The sequence below is a fragment of the Pantoea phosphatilytica genome (genome assembly GCF_051025615.1).
Classification (GTDB): Bacteria; Pseudomonadota; Gammaproteobacteria; order Enterobacterales; family Enterobacteriaceae; genus Pantoea.
The window spans coordinates 34704-51493 of record NZ_JBPFDF010000001.1; the positions used below are offsets into that span (position 1 = coordinate 34704).

General features: G+C 58.0%; 17 protein-coding genes. 12 read left to right on the forward strand and 5 right to left on the reverse strand.

Going from position 1 to position 16790, the window contains the following annotated elements; all coding sequences use genetic code 11:
* Window positions 1-2: 2 nt before the first annotated feature.
* From ACR6AS_RS00200 to pepD, 4 genes are all read right to left on the reverse strand, one after another.
* Window positions 3-1070, reverse strand: coding sequence for a sugar ABC transporter substrate-binding protein (locus ACR6AS_RS00200; protein WP_111140151.1), 1068 nt, complete (start codon window positions 1068-1070; stop codon window positions 3-5).
* A gap of 25 nt (window positions 1071-1095) precedes the next feature.
* Entirely contained in the window at window positions 1096-2097 is a 1002-nt protein-coding gene (locus ACR6AS_RS00205) for an ABC transporter permease (protein ID WP_434160736.1), read from the reverse strand.
* Entirely contained in the window at window positions 2094-3599 is a 1506-nt protein-coding gene (locus tag ACR6AS_RS00210; protein WP_434160738.1) for a sugar ABC transporter ATP-binding protein, read from the reverse strand. Before ACR6AS_RS00210 ends, ACR6AS_RS00205 begins: the two co-directional genes overlap by 4 nt.
* Window positions 3600-3859: 260 nt before the next feature.
* Window positions 3860-5317, reverse strand: coding sequence for a beta-Ala-His dipeptidase (gene pepD / locus ACR6AS_RS00215; protein ID WP_293770956.1), 1458 nt, complete (start codon window positions 5315-5317; stop codon window positions 3860-3862).
* A gap of 254 nt (window positions 5318-5571) precedes the next feature.
* Between pepD and gpt the strand changes: the two genes are divergently transcribed.
* The 3 genes from gpt to crl all read left to right on the forward strand — a co-directional run bounded on the left by gpt (window position 5572) and on the right by crl (window position 7925).
* On the forward strand, window positions 5572-6030 hold the full coding sequence (gpt, locus tag ACR6AS_RS00220; RefSeq protein ID WP_111142236.1) for a xanthine phosphoribosyltransferase: 459 nt from the start codon (window positions 5572-5574) through the stop codon (window positions 6028-6030).
* A 115-nt stretch (window positions 6031-6145) separates the two neighbouring features.
* Window positions 6146-7393: an esterase FrsA gene (gene frsA, locus ACR6AS_RS00225; RefSeq protein ID WP_111142235.1), complete on the forward strand. Its 1248-nt coding sequence runs from the start codon at window positions 6146-6148 to the stop codon at window positions 7391-7393.
* A 130-nt stretch (window positions 7394-7523) separates the two neighbouring features.
* Window positions 7524-7925, forward strand: a complete 402-nt coding sequence (gene crl / locus ACR6AS_RS00230; RefSeq protein ID WP_111142234.1) for a sigma factor-binding protein Crl — start codon at window positions 7524-7526, stop codon at window positions 7923-7925.
* Between the two features lie 90 nt (window positions 7926-8015).
* Here crl and ompC read toward each other — a convergent pair whose 3' ends face one another.
* Window positions 8016-9128 (reverse strand): porin OmpC, encoded by a 1113-nt coding sequence (ompC, locus tag ACR6AS_RS00235; RefSeq protein WP_111142277.1) that lies wholly within the window; start codon window positions 9126-9128, stop codon window positions 8016-8018.
* A 238-nt stretch (window positions 9129-9366) separates the two neighbouring features.
* On the opposite strand from ompC, the gene proB reads away from it, so the two are divergent.
* From proB to ACR6AS_RS00280, 9 genes are all read left to right on the forward strand, one after another.
* Complete coding sequence (gene proB, locus ACR6AS_RS00240) at window positions 9367-10470, forward strand: glutamate 5-kinase (protein WP_293770951.1); 1104 nt, start codon at window positions 9367-9369, stop codon at window positions 10468-10470.
* 10 nt (window positions 10471-10480) lie between these two features.
* Entirely contained in the window at window positions 10481-11734 is a 1254-nt protein-coding gene (gene proA / locus ACR6AS_RS00245) for a glutamate-5-semialdehyde dehydrogenase (RefSeq protein WP_111141861.1), read from the forward strand.
* A 360-nt stretch (window positions 11735-12094) separates the two neighbouring features.
* Entirely contained in the window at window positions 12095-12826 is a 732-nt protein-coding gene (locus tag ACR6AS_RS00250) for a S24 family peptidase (RefSeq protein ID WP_111141859.1), read from the forward strand.
* Between the two features lie 420 nt (window positions 12827-13246).
* On the forward strand, window positions 13247-13525 hold the full coding sequence (locus ACR6AS_RS00255) for a transcriptional antitermination N peptide (RefSeq protein WP_111141857.1): 279 nt from the start codon (window positions 13247-13249) through the stop codon (window positions 13523-13525).
* 204 nt (window positions 13526-13729) lie between these two features.
* A complete protein-coding gene (locus tag ACR6AS_RS00260) occupies window positions 13730-14197 on the forward strand; it encodes a glycoside hydrolase family protein (protein ID WP_111141855.1) in 468 nt (155 codons plus the stop codon).
* Window positions 14194-14541, forward strand: coding sequence for a DUF7940 domain-containing protein (locus tag ACR6AS_RS00265; protein WP_111141853.1), 348 nt, complete (start codon window positions 14194-14196; stop codon window positions 14539-14541). Before ACR6AS_RS00260 ends, ACR6AS_RS00265 begins: the two co-directional genes overlap by 4 nt.
* The gene (locus ACR6AS_RS00270) at window positions 14538-14831 is read left to right on the forward strand and encodes a hypothetical protein (protein ID WP_111141851.1); all 294 of its coding nucleotides are present in this window, start codon (window positions 14538-14540) and stop codon (window positions 14829-14831) included. Before ACR6AS_RS00265 ends, ACR6AS_RS00270 begins: the two co-directional genes overlap by 4 nt.
* A gap of 4 nt (window positions 14832-14835) precedes the next feature.
* A complete protein-coding gene (locus ACR6AS_RS00275) occupies window positions 14836-14988 on the forward strand; it encodes a hypothetical protein (RefSeq protein WP_158527498.1) in 153 nt (50 codons plus the stop codon).
* 47 nt (window positions 14989-15035) lie between these two features.
* Complete coding sequence (locus ACR6AS_RS00280) at window positions 15036-16781, forward strand: putative phage tail protein (protein WP_111141849.1); 1746 nt, start codon at window positions 15036-15038, stop codon at window positions 16779-16781.
* Window positions 16782-16790: the final 9 nt, after the last annotated feature.

The window sequence follows — 16790 nt, forward strand, 5'->3', positions numbered from 1 at the left end:
TTTTACTTGCTGTTTTTCGCCGCCAGGGTGGCGAACCACGGCGCAACGAAATCCTGATTATCGCCCCAGCCCGGAATGATTTTGTTCAGCGAGGCGACGTTGACCGCGCCCGGCTGGCTGCTCAGCTGCTGCTGCGAAATCGACGCGGCTTTGAACTGGTATGTGGCTGGCGTCTCTTCACCGGCAATCTTCTTCGCCACCAGACGCATATTCACCGCGCCGATGGTTTTCGGATCGACCGCCACCGTCTGCACCCACGGGCTGTTTTTCTCGCGCATCAGTTGCAGATCCTGGTTTGACACGTCGATGCTGTAGAGCTTGATCTCGGTGCGGCCATTCTCCTGCAACGCTTTATATGCGCCCTGACTGAAGGCATCCCAGGCACCCCAGATGGCGTCGATCTGACCTTTCGGGTATTTCGCCAGAATCGCGCCGATCTTATTCGCCGTGTCACCCTGGACGTCGGTTGAGACCGCACCAATCGACTCAAGCTGCCGGATGCCCGGATTCTCTTTCAGCAGCTTTTCATACACGACCTGACGGCGTTCCATCGGCGGGAAGCCGGCGACCCACAGTTTGACGATCTTCGCCTTGCCGTGGAAATCACTGATGAGCTGGCCCAGCGACAGCTGCGCCAGCGAGGCGTCATCCTGGGCAGTCACGGTGACGCCCGGAACCGGGCTGTCTACCGGCGTATCGAACACCGATAGCTTAATGCCCGCATCGGCGATCCGCTTCACCAGACCACTGGCGTAGGGCGCTTTACCGTGTGACAGCACGATGCCGTCATACTTCTGGCTGATCGCCTGATTCACGAAATCCTGAAAGCGCGCGTCATCGCCGTTGCTCAGGAAGGTACTGACCTTAAAGCCCAGCTGACGGCCCTGCTGGATCGCGCCAGCCACAAACTGGGTGGTGTTGTCATCGGAACCGAGGTTGCGGATCACGGCGATACGAATCGGGCCGTCATGGCTGGCGATAGCGGCAGGCACCGGCGTAACGGCGTCCGCGAAGGCGGCGCTGGCGTTCAGCAGGCTCAGGGCCAGCAGCGAGAGTGTGATTTTTTGCATTGTTATTAACTCCGGTAAATGCGCCTCAGCGGCGCTGGATATAGGTGATCGCCAGCGCTAAGGCCAGCACCAGTCCTTTAATAATGTCCATGGCATAGTAAGGAACGGAGAGCATCACCAGCCCGTTCTGCAGCACGCCGAGGATCACCGCGCCGACCAGCGTGCCGAGCGCATTCGGCTTGCCGGAACCCGCCAGCGAGAAGCCGATCCACGCCGCCGCGACCGCATCCATCAGGTAGCCGCTTCCGGCGTTGACCTGAGAAGAGCCGATACGCGAGGCGAGCAGGATGCCGCCCAGACCCGCCAGCAGCGAGGCGATTACATACGCCAGCACCCGATAGCGGGTGGTGCGGATGCCCGACAGATGTGCCGCTTCCGGGTTGCCGCCCAGCGCATACATCCGGCGGCCATGTTTGGTCAGCGACAGCGCCAGCTGCGCCGCAACGGTCACCACCAGCATGATAATCACGATGGTCGGCACCTGGCCGAGCAGACCAAAGGCCGCCGGAATGGTGCCTTCGGCCATATCGCCGCTCGGCAGTACCATGTTCTCGGTGATTGAGCCGCCAAAACTGTAGGTCATCGTCACACCCTGAATCACAAACAGGGTGGCCAGCGTCGCCAGCATGTCGGGGATACGCAGGATAACAATCAGAAAGGCGTTGAACAGCCCGACCAGCGTGCAGAGCGCCAGGGTGATCAGGATCGCGCTGGTGGTGCCAAAGCCGTACCAGACAAAGAGGGAGATCACCAGCGCATTCGCCAGCGAGGCGGTTGACCCCACCGAGAGATCAAAGCCGCCCACGGTCAGCGAAATCGAGACGCCGATCGCAATCACCGTCACGATGGCAATCGAGCGCAGGATATTGATGATGTTGTTGGGTTCCAGGAAACTGTCGGAAGCCAGGCCAAAGGCGGCGATCAGGATCACCACCGTCAGCAACATCCCCCATTTATAGAGGAAGTCGAACAGCTGGTGACGCCACGGTGTGGCGGTCAGGTTCAGATGGGTCTCTTTACTGCTCACGTAGGGGTTCCTCCGGTGGAATAGAGCAAAAGCGTCTCTTCGGTGACGTTCTCTGCGGCCAGTTCGGCCACAATACGTCCATCCCAGAGCACGCAAATCCGGTCGCACAGGCCGACCAGTTCAGAAAATTCACCTGACGCATAGATAATGCCTTTGCCTTCCCGCGCCAGGCTGTCGATCAGGGTAAAGAGTTCGGTTTTCGCTTTGATATCGACGCCCTTGGTCGGCTCGTCAAAAATCAGCACGTCTGCGTTGTTGCGCAGCCATTTGCCAATCGCCACCTTCTGCTGATTACCGCCGGAAAGACGGCGCAGCGTCTGAGCCGGGCCGGTGGTGCGGATTCGGAGCTGGCGGATAACCTGCTCCGCCCAGCGCCACGCCTGGCGATGACCAAACAGGCTCCAGCGTGAAAAACTGTCGTCCGCGCTGACGCTGAGGTTCATCGCGACCGACTCATCAATGAAGATCCCCTCTTTGCGCCGCTCCTCCGGCACCAGCGCCATGCGGCGGCTGACCGAGTCGTGCGGAGAGCGGGGCTTCCACGGCTGACCATGCAGTTCGCCCCGGTCGATGCGGCTTTTGCTGGCACCAAACAGCGCCTTGCAGAGTTCGGTTTTACCGGCACCGGCCAGTCCTGCGATGCCGAGGATCTCGCCTTTGTGCAGCCGCAGCGAGATAGCCTGCAGCCGCTCATCATCGTGCAATCCTTCCACCGCCAGCAGCAGCGGCTGCGCCGCCTGTGGCCGGCGGGGCGGAAAGATATCGGTGAGCTGATGTCCCAGCATCTTCTCGACGATCTGCTCGCCGCTGAGCGCGGCCATCGGACCGGTTTCCACCAGGCGGCCATCGCGCAGCACCGTCAGCTGGTTGCAGATCACTTTCAGCTCATGGATGCGGTGAGAGATAAAGACCACGCCGATGCCGCTGCGCTGCAGACGACGCACCACGGCAAACAGCCGTTCGCTCTCGTGCTGATCCAGCGGGGCGGTGGGTTCATCCAGAATCAGGAAGCGGCAGTGGTGGGAGAGCGCCCGTGCCAGCAGAATTTGCTGTTTTTCCGCCAGGGTGCAGCGCCCGACCAGCCGGTTGACGTCCAGCGTCACGTCGAGCTGTGCCAGCAGCGCCCGCGCCTGACGGCGGACCTCCCCCCAGCGATAGCGGTGGCCGGGTTCAGCCAGCCGATCCAGCAGGATGTTTTCCGCCACGCTGAGCTGCGGCACCAGCGCCACATCCACTTCCTGCTGAACCAGGTGGATCCCCCGCTGCCTGGCTTCACGGGGCGAGCGGATAGAGACCGGCTCGCCATCCAGCAGGATCTCACCGCTGTAGTGGCGGTGCGCACCGGAGAGGATCGCCATCAGCGTGGATTTCCCGGCGCCATTCGCGCCGGTCAGCGCGTGTACCGAATGGCCTTCGCTGCGGAAATCCACCGACGATAGCGCGGCAAACCCGCCAAAAGCGATGGAGATGTTACGCATCTCAAGGCAGTTTAACCCTGGCATGTCATTACTCTCCTGAAGAATCACTGGCCGCATTTTTTCCTGAACGGAGGATGGGCGGCAACAGCCGAAAGCGCATAAGCTAGCACGAAATCTTATTAGCCATCCAGACATCTGGACATAATGGCGTCTATAACCAGCGAAGCGCGGGAACGTGGCGGAATAGCGGGGAGAAGCGCGAAAAAGGTAGCGAATTATGCTGGTGAAAAGGGGCAGGCATAAAAAAACCAGGCCGGAGCCTGGTTTACTTTTTTGCGGCAGAATTACTTTTTCGGGACCACGTTCAGCAGGGTGGTCAGCAGTTTCCAGTAGAGGCCCACGCTTTCGATGTGAACCTGCTCATCCGGCGAGTGTGGCCCGGTGATGGTAGGCCCAATCGACACCATATCCATGTCCGGATACGGTTTTTTGAACAGACCGCACTCCAGACCCGCGTGAATAACCTGGATGTTCGGGGTCTTATCAAACAGCGCGATATAGGTCTCACGGGTCAGCGCCATGATGGCGGAGTCCGCATCGGGCTGCCAGCCCGGATAGCCGCCTTTCGCTTTGGTCTGTGCGCCCGCCAGCTGGCCCAGCGAGGTCAGCATCTGCACCACGTAATCACGGCCCGTATCGATCAGGGAACGAATCAGGCAGTTGATTTCGGCGTGGTCATCTTCCATTGTGACCACACCGATGTTCAGTGAGGTTTCCACCACGCCTTTTGCCACGTCTGAATTGCGGATCACACCGTTAGGCGTGCTGTTCAGCAGGTTAAGGAAGCGATCGCGGCTGTCACGGCTCAGGGCGTCACCCTGATGCGCCAGCGGCTCGCTGACCAGCGCGATGTTCGGCTCTTTTGTGCCATGCTCGTTCTTAATGGCGCTCAGGAACTGCGCCGCCGCCGATTTCAGCGCGTCGGCTTTATGGCTTTCAACGGCCACGGTCGCGAAGGCTTCACGCGGAATCGCATTGCGCAGCGTGCCGCCGCTGAAGGCCAGCAGACGCAGATCCAGTTCGGCCGCGTGTGCCGCCAGGAAGCGCGCCAGCAGTTTGTTGGCGTTGCCAAGACCCATATGGATATCGGCGCCGGAGTGACCGCCGCGCAGCCCTTTCAGCGTCAGCTTCAGGGTCTGGAAGTCAGCCGGAACGGCTTCACGGGTCAGGGGCAGGGTGGAGACGAAGTCGATACCGCCCGCACAGCCCATGTAGATCTCACCCTCTTCTTCTGAGTCGGTGTTGATCAGAATTTCGGCCTGCAGCCAGTTGGGTTGCAGTCCGAACGCGCCATCCATGCCGGTCTCTTCGGTCATGGTCAGCAGCACTTCCAGCGGGCCATGCGTCAGGCTGCTGTCCGCCAGCACCGCCAGCGCCGAGGCCATACCGATGCCGTTGTCCGCGCCCAGGGTGGTACCGCGCGCTTTGACCCACTCGCCATCGATCCACGGCTGAATCGGATCTTTGGTGAAGTCATGCACGGTGTCGTTATTTTTCTGCGGCACCATATCCAGATGCGCCTGCAGCGCGACCGGCTTGCGGTTTTCCATGCCCGGGGTGGCGGGTTTACGGATCAGGATGTTGCCGACCTGATCGCGCTCACACCAGAAGCCCTGCTCTTTCGCCCAGCCCATGATGTAGCCAGCCAGCGCTTCTTCGTGAAAGGAGGGGTGAGGAATGGAGCAGATCTTAGCGAAAATATCCCACAGTGGCTGTGGAGAGAGTTGAGACAATTCAGACACGACAGGTCTCCTGTATCCGTGTACCGGCGGGGCCGGACATCGCGAGTTTCCAGTGAAAAATCGCCGTCAGAAAATCTGACGAGCCAGGCCCGAGAATATCACTGTTTTTCACCGGGTGCGCTCTCCGGCGCGCTAAAAAGCCGCAACCAGCGCGCGGGTGCTGGTTTTTAGCGCGTCAACTCCTTATAATCTCGCGCAACCTTTTCCCCGTTGCACATTTTTAAGCCACTTCGGTTGGCTGGGATTTCTATTCTATGAGCGAAAAATACGTCGTTACCTGGGACATGCTTCAGATCCATGCCCGCAAACTGGCCCAGCGCCTGCTGCCTGTTGAACAGTGGAAAGGCATCATCGCGGTGAGCCGCGGCGGTCTGGTACCGGCTTCGCTGCTGGCCCGTGAACTGGGTATCCGTTACGTTGATACCGTCTGCATCTCCAGCTACGACCACGATCATCAGCGCGAAATGAAAGTGCTGAAGCGCGCAGAAGGCGACGGCGAAGGGTTTATCGTGATCGATGACCTGGTGGACACCGGCGGTACCGCCCAGGCGATCCGCGAGATGTACCCGAAAGCCCGTTTCTGCACCATTTTCGCTAAACCGGCCGGTCGCGCACTGGTTGATGATTACATCGTGGATATTCCGCAGGATACCTGGATCGAGCAGCCGTGGGATATGGGCGTGGTCTACATTCCGCCGATTGTAAAAAACTGATTGATACACATCAGACAACGCCCGGTTTTCCGGGCGTTGTGCTTTCTGAGCCTCGCACGCTGAATAGCCGTACAGTACACTTAGCCCACGCCGTTCTGATGCAGGAGAAGTGAGTATGTCGAGCAAAAATCTCAGCGAGGAGCTGTTCAAGCCGCGCTTCAAACATCCTGAAACCTCTTCCCTGGTTCGCCGCCAGCATCACGCCACCCCGGATGTCCACTCCGCCCTGGATGGTGACAGCCAGCGTGGCTGGTATCGTATGCTCAACAAACTGATGTGGGCATGGCGTGGTCTGACGCCGCAGGAGATCAGCGAAGTGCTGGCGCGAATCGCCATCAGCCGGGCTGAACACACCGATGAGGCACTGCTCGACACGGTCATCGGGTTTCGCGGCGGCAACTGGCCCTTTGAATGGTGCCGACAGGCGGGATTCTGGCAGCAGAAGGCGCTTGAGACCCGCGACGACAGCGAGGCGGGCAACCACTGGCTGCATGCGGCGCATCTCTACAGCGTCGCCGCCTATCCCTATATCAAAGGGGATGAGCTGGCCGATCAGGCGCAGACCCTGGCGAATCGCGCCTATGAAGAGGCGACGCAGCGGCTGCCCGGCGAACTGAAAATCCTCACCTTCGCCATCCCGAACGGCAGCCCGGTCAGCGGCTTTCTGCACATGCCGCCGGGTGTGGACGCCCCTTATCCCACCGTGCTGTTCTGCGGCGCGCTCGACTCCCTGCAGAGCGATCACTATCGTCTTTTCCACGACTATCTTGCCCCGCGCGGCATCGCGATGCTGACCATCGATATGCCGTCGGTCGGTAACTCGGTGAAATGGACGCTGAATCAGGACACCAGCTTCCTCCATCAGCAGGTTCTGCGCGATCTGGCAAACGTACCGTGGATCGATCATCAGCGGGTGGCGGCGTTTGGCTACCGCTTCGGGGCCAACGTGGCCGTGCGGCTGGCCTATCTGGAGTCGCAGCGGCTGCGCGGTGTCGCCTGTCTGGGGCCAATCGTCAACGCTCTGCTGACCCAGAGAGCGTTGCAGGATGCGATCCCGGATATGTATATGGATATGCTGGCCAGCCGGCTGGGCATGGCCACCGCCTCCGACAGCGCGCTGCGCACCGAACTGAATCGCTACTCACTTAAAACCCAGGGGTTACTGGGCCGCCGCACGCCGACGCCGATGCTGTCGGGCTACTGGCAGAACGATCTCTTCAGCCCGGAAGAGGAGAGCAGGCTGATTGCGAACTCCTCGTCAGACGGCAAAGCGCTGCTGATCCCGGTTAAGCCGATGATAGCCAGTTTCGACAGGGCGCTGAATGAAATTTGCGACTGGCTGGAGAAGCGTCTAAAAAGGTAACTGGCAAAATTCACACTGTTTGCTACAACTAGTAGCGAAATTGTTCCGGGCTGTCTGTCTTACGCCAGGGTGTGAGCAGAGTGCCAGGAAAAACAGGGCTGTATAGCGGTCAAACCTACGGAGAATCAGCATGACGTTACCAAGTGGTCACCCCCGCAGTCGCCTGCTTAAGCGCTTTACGGAGCTGGGGCCCTATATTCGCGAGGGAAAATGTGGCGAAACCCGGTTCTTCTTTGACTGCCTGGCTGCCTGCGTCAATGTGAAACCGGCACCGGAGCTGCGTGAATTCTGGGGCTGGTGGATGGAGCTGGAAGCGCAGGCTGACCACTTTACCTATGTCTACCATATCGGTCTGTTCGATAAAGAGGGCGACTGGTCGGTAGCCACAATCAAAGGCAAAGAGAACACGGCGCGCGTGGAAGAGACGTTACGGAATTTCCACACCCGCCTGAAAGCGATGCTGAAGGAGCAGGAACTGGACCTTATTCCGGCCAGCGACTTCGATGAGAAACCGGTGAAGCTGAGCGCCTGATTAGGGTTCAGCATAAAAAGGGCGAGTTAAAAAACTCGCCCTTTTTTTATGGCTGTTCTGGCGCGCCTGCCCGCAGGCAGGCCTCTGCAATCAGAACTGGTAGGTCACACCCATCGCCACCACGTCGTCGTTGTTGAGTGACAGCGCGTTATCATCATCCAACTGGTTGATTTTGTAATCCACGAAGGCGGACATGTTTTTGTTGAAGTAGTAGGTCGCGCCCACGTCGATATATTTCACCAGATCCGCATCGCCGATACCGTTTTCAATATCTTTGCCTTTGGTCTGCACATAACCGACAGAAGGACGCAGGCCGAAATCAAACTGATACTGCGCCACCAGTTCGATGTTCTGCGCTTTGTTGGCTGCGCCCGCGACGGCAGCGCCGGTGTTGCGGTTGGTGCCGCTGATAGGCGTCATGTTGCGGGTGTCGGTGTAGATCGCGGCCAGGTAAACGCTGTTGGCATCATACTTCACGCCTGCACCCCATGAATCCGCACGGTCACCACGGCCATAGGCGCGCGCCTGCTGCTGGGTGGTGCGATCAGAGGAGGTGATGGCACTCATCAGGCTCACGCCGGAATCGCCCAGCGCATAGCCCAGAGAGGCGCCGTAGCCGTCGCCGTTCTGACGGTTGATGTCAGTACGGCTGTTGGCGCTGCTGGCGTCGTTTTTGCCCTGATACTGCAGCGCAAATTTCAGCCCATCCACCAGGCCAAAGAAGTTGTTGTTACGGTAGGTCGCCACGCCGGTTGCGCGCTGCGTCATGAAGTTATCGGAGCGGGCCGTGCCGTCGCCGCCAAACTCAGGGAAGACGTCGGTCCAGGATTCCACGTCATACAGCACACCATAGTTGCGGCCATAATCCACCGAACCATACTGCGAGAACTTCAGACCGGCAAAGCCAAGGCGGGTTTTGTTGCCGTTGTTCGCATCGCTGCCTTCGGAGTTGTTAACGTTATACTGATATTCCCACTGACCATAACCGGTCATCAGGTCGTTAATCTGCGTCTGACCCTTGAAGCCGATACGGGTATAGGACTTGTCACCGTTTGCGCTGGCATTATCGCTGATGTAGTGCTCTGCCTTGACCTTGCCGTATAAGTCCAGCTTATTGCCGTCTTTGTTATAGATTTCGGCAGCCTGCGCGGCAGAAGCCAGCGTCAGTGAGGAGAGGATCAGGGCCAGTGTGCTTTTCTTCATTTGCTATCAATCCCAATGTGAACGCCGTAAAAAAATGAAAGTTTTTGTAAAGCACCGACTTTTTACCCGTCACTGATGAACTTTTTATGACACTTTTCCTGATTTCTTGTTAATACTGAACTTTTGGTCTACCGCCTTGTTCGCGTAATTTCGTGCTTTTCCCCCGCTGGCTGTTGGCATCCGTATCGACTCCTGTTAAAACGTCCTTTCGTAAAAATTTTTCACTACGGCAGGAAATATGAGTGGCAGTCAGACCCTCGTGGTCAAGTTGGGTACCAGCGTTCTTACCGGCGGCTCCCGCCGGTTAAATCGGGCGCACATGGTGGAACTGGTTCGTCAGTGTGCGCAGCAGCACGCCGCAGGCCACCGCATTGTGATCGTCACCTCTGGCGCGATGGCCGCCGGACGCGAACATCTGGGCTACCCCGAACTGCCACCGACCATCGCCTCAAAGCAGCTGCTGGCTGCGGTGGGGCAGAGCCGTCTCATTCAGCTGTGGGAACAGCTGTTTTCCATTTACGGCATCCATATTGGTCAGATGCTGCTGACCCGCGCCGACATGGAAGATCGCGAACGTTTCCTGAATGCCCGCGACACGCTGCGTGCGCTGCTGGATAACCACATTGTACCGGTCATCAATGAGAATGACGCCGTCGCTACGGCGGAGATCAAAGTCGGCGACAACGACAACCTTTCCGCGCTGGCCGCGATGCTGGGCGGAGCCGACAAGCTGCTGCTGCTGACCGATCAGCAGGGGCTGTTTACCGCCGATCCGCGCAATAATCCCGACGCGGAGCTGATCAGCGACGTCCATATTATCGATGATGCGCTGCGCGCTCTGGCGGGTGACAGCGTCTCCGGGCTGGGGACCGGCGGCATGTCCACCAAGCTTCAGGCGGCCGATGTCGCCTGCCGTGCGGGTATCGATGTGATCATCGCCTCCGGCAGCCGCAGCGGCGTGATCAGCGATGTGATCGACGGCAAACCGGTCGGCACACGCTTTCACGCGCAGCAGTCGCCGCTGGAGAATCGCAAACGCTGGATCTTTGGTGCGCCACCGGCCGGTGAACTCACCGTCGATGACGGGGCGCTGGCGGCCATTATCGAACGCGGCAGCTCGCTGCTGCCCAAGGGCATCCGCGCTATCCAGGGAAACTTCTCGCGCGGTGAGGTGATCCGTATCCGTAGCCTGCAGGGGCGCGATATCGCCCATGGCGTGTCGCGCTACAACAGCGACGCTATGCGGATGATCGCCGGTCACCACAGCCAACAGATCAGTGAAATCCTGGGATATGAATATGGCCCGGTGGCGGTTCACCGCGACGATATGATCGTCAGTTAAGGAGCGGATAATGCTTGAAGAGATGGGAAAAGCGGCACGCGCCGCAGCTTACACCGTGGCCGATCTGTCAGCGGCCGAAAAGAATCAGGTGCTGATGACGATTGCCGACCGCCTGGAGGCGGAGAGCGCCGATATTCTGGCGGCCAATGAGCTGGATTTAGCCGATGCGCGTCAGAACGGCATGAGTGCCGCGCTGCTGGATCGGCTGACGCTCAACCCGCAGCGGCTCAGCAGCATCGCCAGCGATGTCCGTCAGGTCTGCCAGCTGGCCGATCCGGTCGGCCAGTTAATGGATGGTGGCCTGCTCGACAGCGGGCTGCGGATTGAACGCCGTCGCGTGCCGCTGGGCGTGATCGCGGTGATTTACGAGGCGCGCCCCAACGTCACGATCGATGTCGCCAGCCTCTGCCTGAAAACCGGCAATGCCGCCATTCTGCGCGGCGGAAAAGAGACCTGGCGCACCAATGCGGCCACGGTGCGCGTCATCCAGAATGCACTGCAGCAGCACGGTTTGCCGACGGCCATTATCCAGGCGATTGAAAACCCCGACCGCGAGCTGGTGAATCAGCTGCTGAAGCTGGATCGCTACGTCGATATGCTGATCCCGCGCGGCGGAGCCGGTCTGCACAAACTGTGCCGGGAAAATTCGACCATTCCGGTGATCACCGGCGGCATCGGCGTCTGTCACATCTATATCGATGAGACGATGGAGATCGAACCGGCACTTGATCTGATCGTCAACGCCAAAAAACAGCGTCCCAGCGCCTGTAACTCTCTGGAGACGCTGCTGGTGGATCAGGCGATGGCCGATCGTTTCCTGCCCGCCTTCAGCGCGCGTATGGCGCAGGAAGGGATCGCGCTGCACGCCGACAGCAATGTGCTGGCGCAGCTGCAGCAGGGGCCAGCCACGGTCACGCAGGTGACTCCTGAACAGTACAACGATGAGTGGCTGTCGCTGGATCTTAACGTCCGACTGGTGGCGGATATGGATGAGGCGATCGAGCATATTCGCACCCACGGCACGCAGCACTCTGATGCCATTCTGACCCGCAACACCCGCAACGCCGCGCGCTTTGTGCGGCAGGTCGACTCATCGGCAGTCTATGTGAACGCCAGCACCCGCTTTACCGACGGCGGGCAGTTTGGACTGGGCGCAGAAGTGGCGGTCAGCACACAGAAGCTGCATGCCCGCGGGCCGATGGGGTTAGAGGCGCTGACCACTTATAAATGGATAGCCTGGGGCGACGACACGCTCCGATCCTGACCACACTAATTTTTAACAAAACGGGAGTCTTTCACAGACTCCCGTTTTTTTTAGCGCATTTTTTCGGGCCAGTGAAAGATAGAGTTTTTTGTGAATCAGATCTCTTTTCGCGCTGGCTTTGTCACCGCTGTCCGCTATGCTGGCTGAATTTTACGCAATTTCTTACGGAACATTCCTGAAAGCCCAGGCTCTATGCGGCCTGAGGCAATATTTTTTGTTCAGCGGCAGGCTGAAGCGGATAATGATAATCAGAAATGCTTGATAAAGCGGTTAGGTAGTAAATGAGCGGTAATATAAAATGAACTGGTAGCAATAATGAAAATAACATCCAGTATCTCTTCTATGGCTGATTATTAACTAATGGTTAAAAAAGAAAGTACAAGACAGGCTTTCACTGCCAGGCTGATAGCGGCCTGTGAGAGTGCCGGCATTGTCGGACATGGACGAAACAAACAGGTTGCCAGGGCCCTGCAGCAGCAAGGCTGTAAGATTTCAACGCCAGGAGTGTGGAAGTGGTTTAATGCGCAGTCCGTCCCCGATGGCGGTAATCTGCTGGCGCTCAGTCAGCTGCTGGGCGTCAGGGTAGAGTGGCTGCAATACGGAATGGAGCAGCCCGCAGAACCGGTCACGCTGAACACCTTCACTGCCCACAAAAGTGTGTATCGGGTCGACAGTCTCGACATCGGGCAGCGCAGCGCGGCGGGCTTGCCCGCGCGCGATGAGTTTGTAGAGACCATCCAGGCCATTGAGTATGGTCTGGATGAGGCGCGGGTGCTGTTTAATGGCCGTCCGGCAGAGAACATCCGGCTTATCGCTATCAACAGCGACTCCATGGCGGACACCTTTGCGCCACGCGATCAGCTGTTTGTGGACATCAGCGTGCGGATGTTCGACGGCGACGGCATCTATATCTTTACGCTTGACGAGCAGCTCTACCTCAAACGCTTACAGCTGCAGCATAAGAAAATTGCTGTAATTTCAGATAATAAACGTTATGAAACCTGGTATCTGAATCATGAGGATGTCACCAGCCTGAAGGTGCTGGCGAAAGTGATCATGAGCCAGGCACGTCACTATCAAATCCTCGGCTAAGCCCGTTTTTGTCGCTTTCCTCGGGGGGCTGCAAAAAAATAATCGGCTTAAATTCATAAATTTAACCAGCGGTAAATAAAAAATTAACCAACAGTGTTTGATAATGCATAAGAACCTGTTAATAATTTGAACATGGACGAACGAAGCAGTTCTTTCAGGGATGAGCCGCTCTTAAACAATTGAGGCGCTGCACAAGCGCGAATCATACCACCCAAAAGTCAGTGAACTTTGGGATGGGGTGGATGCGCAAAATGCAGCGTCGTCAGATGCCGTTATTTCCCTTCGCTTACTTTCCACCTGGCTGCTTACGCAGCCGGGCGGCAGGCGTGCGATCGCAATAAACGACATTCGGGCCCGTTCGGATCACCGAAAGCTCGCGCCTGCCACCCCATCGCCAAAGACTCATTCACAGGAGGAGTTATGGCGATAATTCACTATGGCAAAAGCGTTTTTGTGGGCAACGCACGTACTCGCCGCCATCGGCGGCGCCAACCCCTCAGCAGCCTGAAACAGAGCATCGATCAGGCGCTGAACTTCCCGACTGAAACACTACCCCTGCGACGTGCAGAGCAAATCTGCCAGCGTCAGGTTACTCCGCGTGTTGAACGCGCAATCACCGCTCCCCGTATTACCAGTCAGGAAACACCCAGTTTCGACAACTGCTGCCTGCCGCACGTCCATCTCTACGCCGTGGGCTGACAGGCAGAGAAAAGGGCGGTTTCCGTTCCGATCAAAGCTCCGCGAACTCCAGCTCCGGCTGGACGCAATCTGCTGAAATACTGTTCAGTTTTGCTGGATGGTCAGCAGGGCATTCTGCTGCGCGGCGCAGGGTAATGATCAGCGGGCGTTATGTATTTCTTTTCACAGGGCTGTATGGAATTCACCCGTTATTGAGGAGTTGTTATGAGCCAGATCATCGCAGTACTGAATTTTGAAGAGGGATATGTGGACACGCCTTATCTCGACACGCTGGGCTTCCCCACCGTGGCGGGCGGTATCCGCATCGGACCGAAAGGCGCGTCGCTGAGTAACTACGTCTTTCGCGTGCCACGACGGGTCGGCGACGTCTGGAAGCAGTGCATTCTTGAAAACAAAATTCAGGAGATGCAGGGCAGGGAGCCGCTGCGTAACGCGCTGGCAAAGTGCAACGACGCCCGGACCGACGTCCTGCTCAGCATGGCTTACCAGCTTGGCGTTGAGGGGGTAATGCAGTTCAAAAACATGCTCAGCGCCATCGCCGCAGAGCAGTTTAATGAGGCGGCCGACGCGATGATGAACAGCCTCTGGGCGCGTCAGACGCCGGGCCGCGCCAGGCGTCACGCGGAGATGATGCGCAGCGGAACCTATGCGGTTTACAGGGGGTTGCTATGAGATGGCTTATGTTCCTCGTCGCCGTATTAACGGCAATCATCATTCTGCTGCTGCTGCAGCGCTTCACCACCCTGCAGTTTGTCTCTCATGCCCGCCTCTTGTTTAAAACCTGGTCTGTCTGGCTGGCGTCACTCGGCTCGATGCTCAGCGCCTGGGCACAGTCCTTTCCTGCCGCCGCCGTCGATGCCTGGAGCGTTCTGCCGGAAGATGTGAAAGCGATTCTGCCGCACAACTACCTGGGGCTGGTGGGCGCGTTCATGGTGGCGATGGGGGTGATTGCCCAGTTTGTCCGGCAGAAAAATCTGCTTAACGCGAAGGATCAACCCGGAGGCGCGAAATCATGACGCTGATTACTTCTCTGCTGGGCGGCAGCTGGCACTGGCTTGCGGCGCTGGCTGGCATCGTCGCGGCGCTGGGTGCCAGCTATTTCGGCGGAAAAAAAGTCGGAAAAGTGCAGCAAAAAGCACGATCTGACGTCGATAACGCGCGTCAGGAGGCGTCCCGCGTTACGGCGGTGGCACAACAGCAACAACAGCATCGCGAGGAGGCTAACCGTGTGGCGACCGACAATAACAGCCTTGATGACGCTGCTGCTCGCGACAAGCTGCAGCAGTCGAAATACCACAAACCCTGAGCCAGTGGCGATCACCGACTCTGCCTGTGTGCTTTTTTCCCCTCTTTATACCTACGGCGATGATGCGCAAAAGATGGACATCCGGACGGTGCGCGCCATCAACACCCACAACGACATGTGGGACACCCTTTGCGGCCATCCGGCCGCGGCAAAGTAGTGCGCTGATAACCGGCGCACTATCTCAATGATCCTGAGGAGGATTCTATGATCGAAGTTAACTCTTTTGCTGAACTGCGTACCACAGTCCCACCGAAATCAGGTGAAGTGGCGAGCCTGAAACGCTATTACGACAAAGACTCCAGCTTCCGCGGCGGCGCTGACTTTGTGGGATTCCTCAGCACCACGCCGCTGAAAGATGATGGCGGTACGGTGGCAGTGGGTAACGGTTTCTACTGGAAGCGCACCATCAACGATCCTGCCGAAGTGAATATCCTGCACTTTGGTGCGAAGGGGGATGGCGTTACCGATGATACCGATGCCTTTAAACGGATGCTGGCATGGACCCAGAGTTACAACACCTATGCCAAAGCGATCCCGGTGCGTTTTCCGGGCGGCCGTTTCCTGATCTCACCGATCGATCTCACCAACACAGAGCTGCCGTTTTTTGGTCTGATTGGGGATGACATCGAACAGGGCTCGTCGCCGCGCACCACCATCGTCTCCGACAAGAGCGATAACCCGGTGTTTAAGGTGATGGCGCGTAAAATCGCCATTAAAGGCATCGCCTGGCACGGGCAGGCCAGTGCCGATATCGCCCTGAAATCCACCGTGAGTCCTGAGCAGTGCAGCAACAAACAGCCGTTTTTTGAAAATACAATTACCGGCGGCCAGATCGTCAGCCTCTTCTGCTTTAAAGCGCAGAGTACGGGGGGCACGGTCTTTAAGCTGCAGGATACGCTCGACAGTAAGTTCGACCAGATCTACACCTCCAGCACCTTTTCCCGGGTGTTCGATGTGGGCTGGTCAAACGCACCGAAGGGTAACTGGGATCACTCAACGGCTATCGAGTTGTGTAATGCCAATTTCCAGTCGGGCTACGGCGATGCCACGCTCTATATGCCGCGCGTGACCCAGGGGATCATGCGTAACGTCTGGATCGAGCATACGGCGAACCCGGGCGATCTGTCGGACGGGGGCTGGACCATCGATACGCTCAACATTGAGGATTGCGTAACGCCGCTCAATCTCAACAATGCCCGCGTAGTGATGCGTCACATTAACCTGCAGGCCGGTGCGAAAATCACCAATGATGTGGCCGGCAACAAATGGTTATCCACCTTTGAATATGGCTATCGCCGGGATGAGAACTACGGCAGTTTCCTGACCGGTTCGCTGCGCGCTGGCTATTACAGCGGCTACAAGGTGGTGAACAACACCGATACCGATAACTGGTATCGGCTGGGGCAGCTCTATTTCCCGGCGCCTAATCAGCAATGGGTGATGGAGCTGATCGGGAAAGCGGATGCCACCACGCCGTCCGGCACCGCCGGTTCACCAGTCAATGTGCCCGGCACCGGTAAAACCCTGATCAACCTGCAGCGACTGGAGACGGTCTGGGCCGATGCTTACCACATGGGACAACCTTCCGTGCTGGATATTCGCTATGGCCGGGTCGGCACCACCTATGCCGTCGTGTGGGTCAAGCTGAAAGCCAACAGCGGCGAAACCATGTTCAACCTGAAAACCACCGGTCCGACGCGTTTCGATACCGGTGCCTGCTCGCTGTTCCAGGCTGATATGTCGGTGGTTACGGATATCACCAAACTCAGTAACCTGAAACCCGCAGCACGCTTCGGCATGCATAACGGGCTGGCAGGTGTCGGGGCGAATGAAAAAGGGGTTGTCACGCTGGCCACCGCAGCGGGTACACCGACCAACAAGACCGCACCAACCGGTTTTGTGCTGATCAATATCAACGGCGTTGACCGCAAGGTCCCTTACTACGATTGATGATCGGCA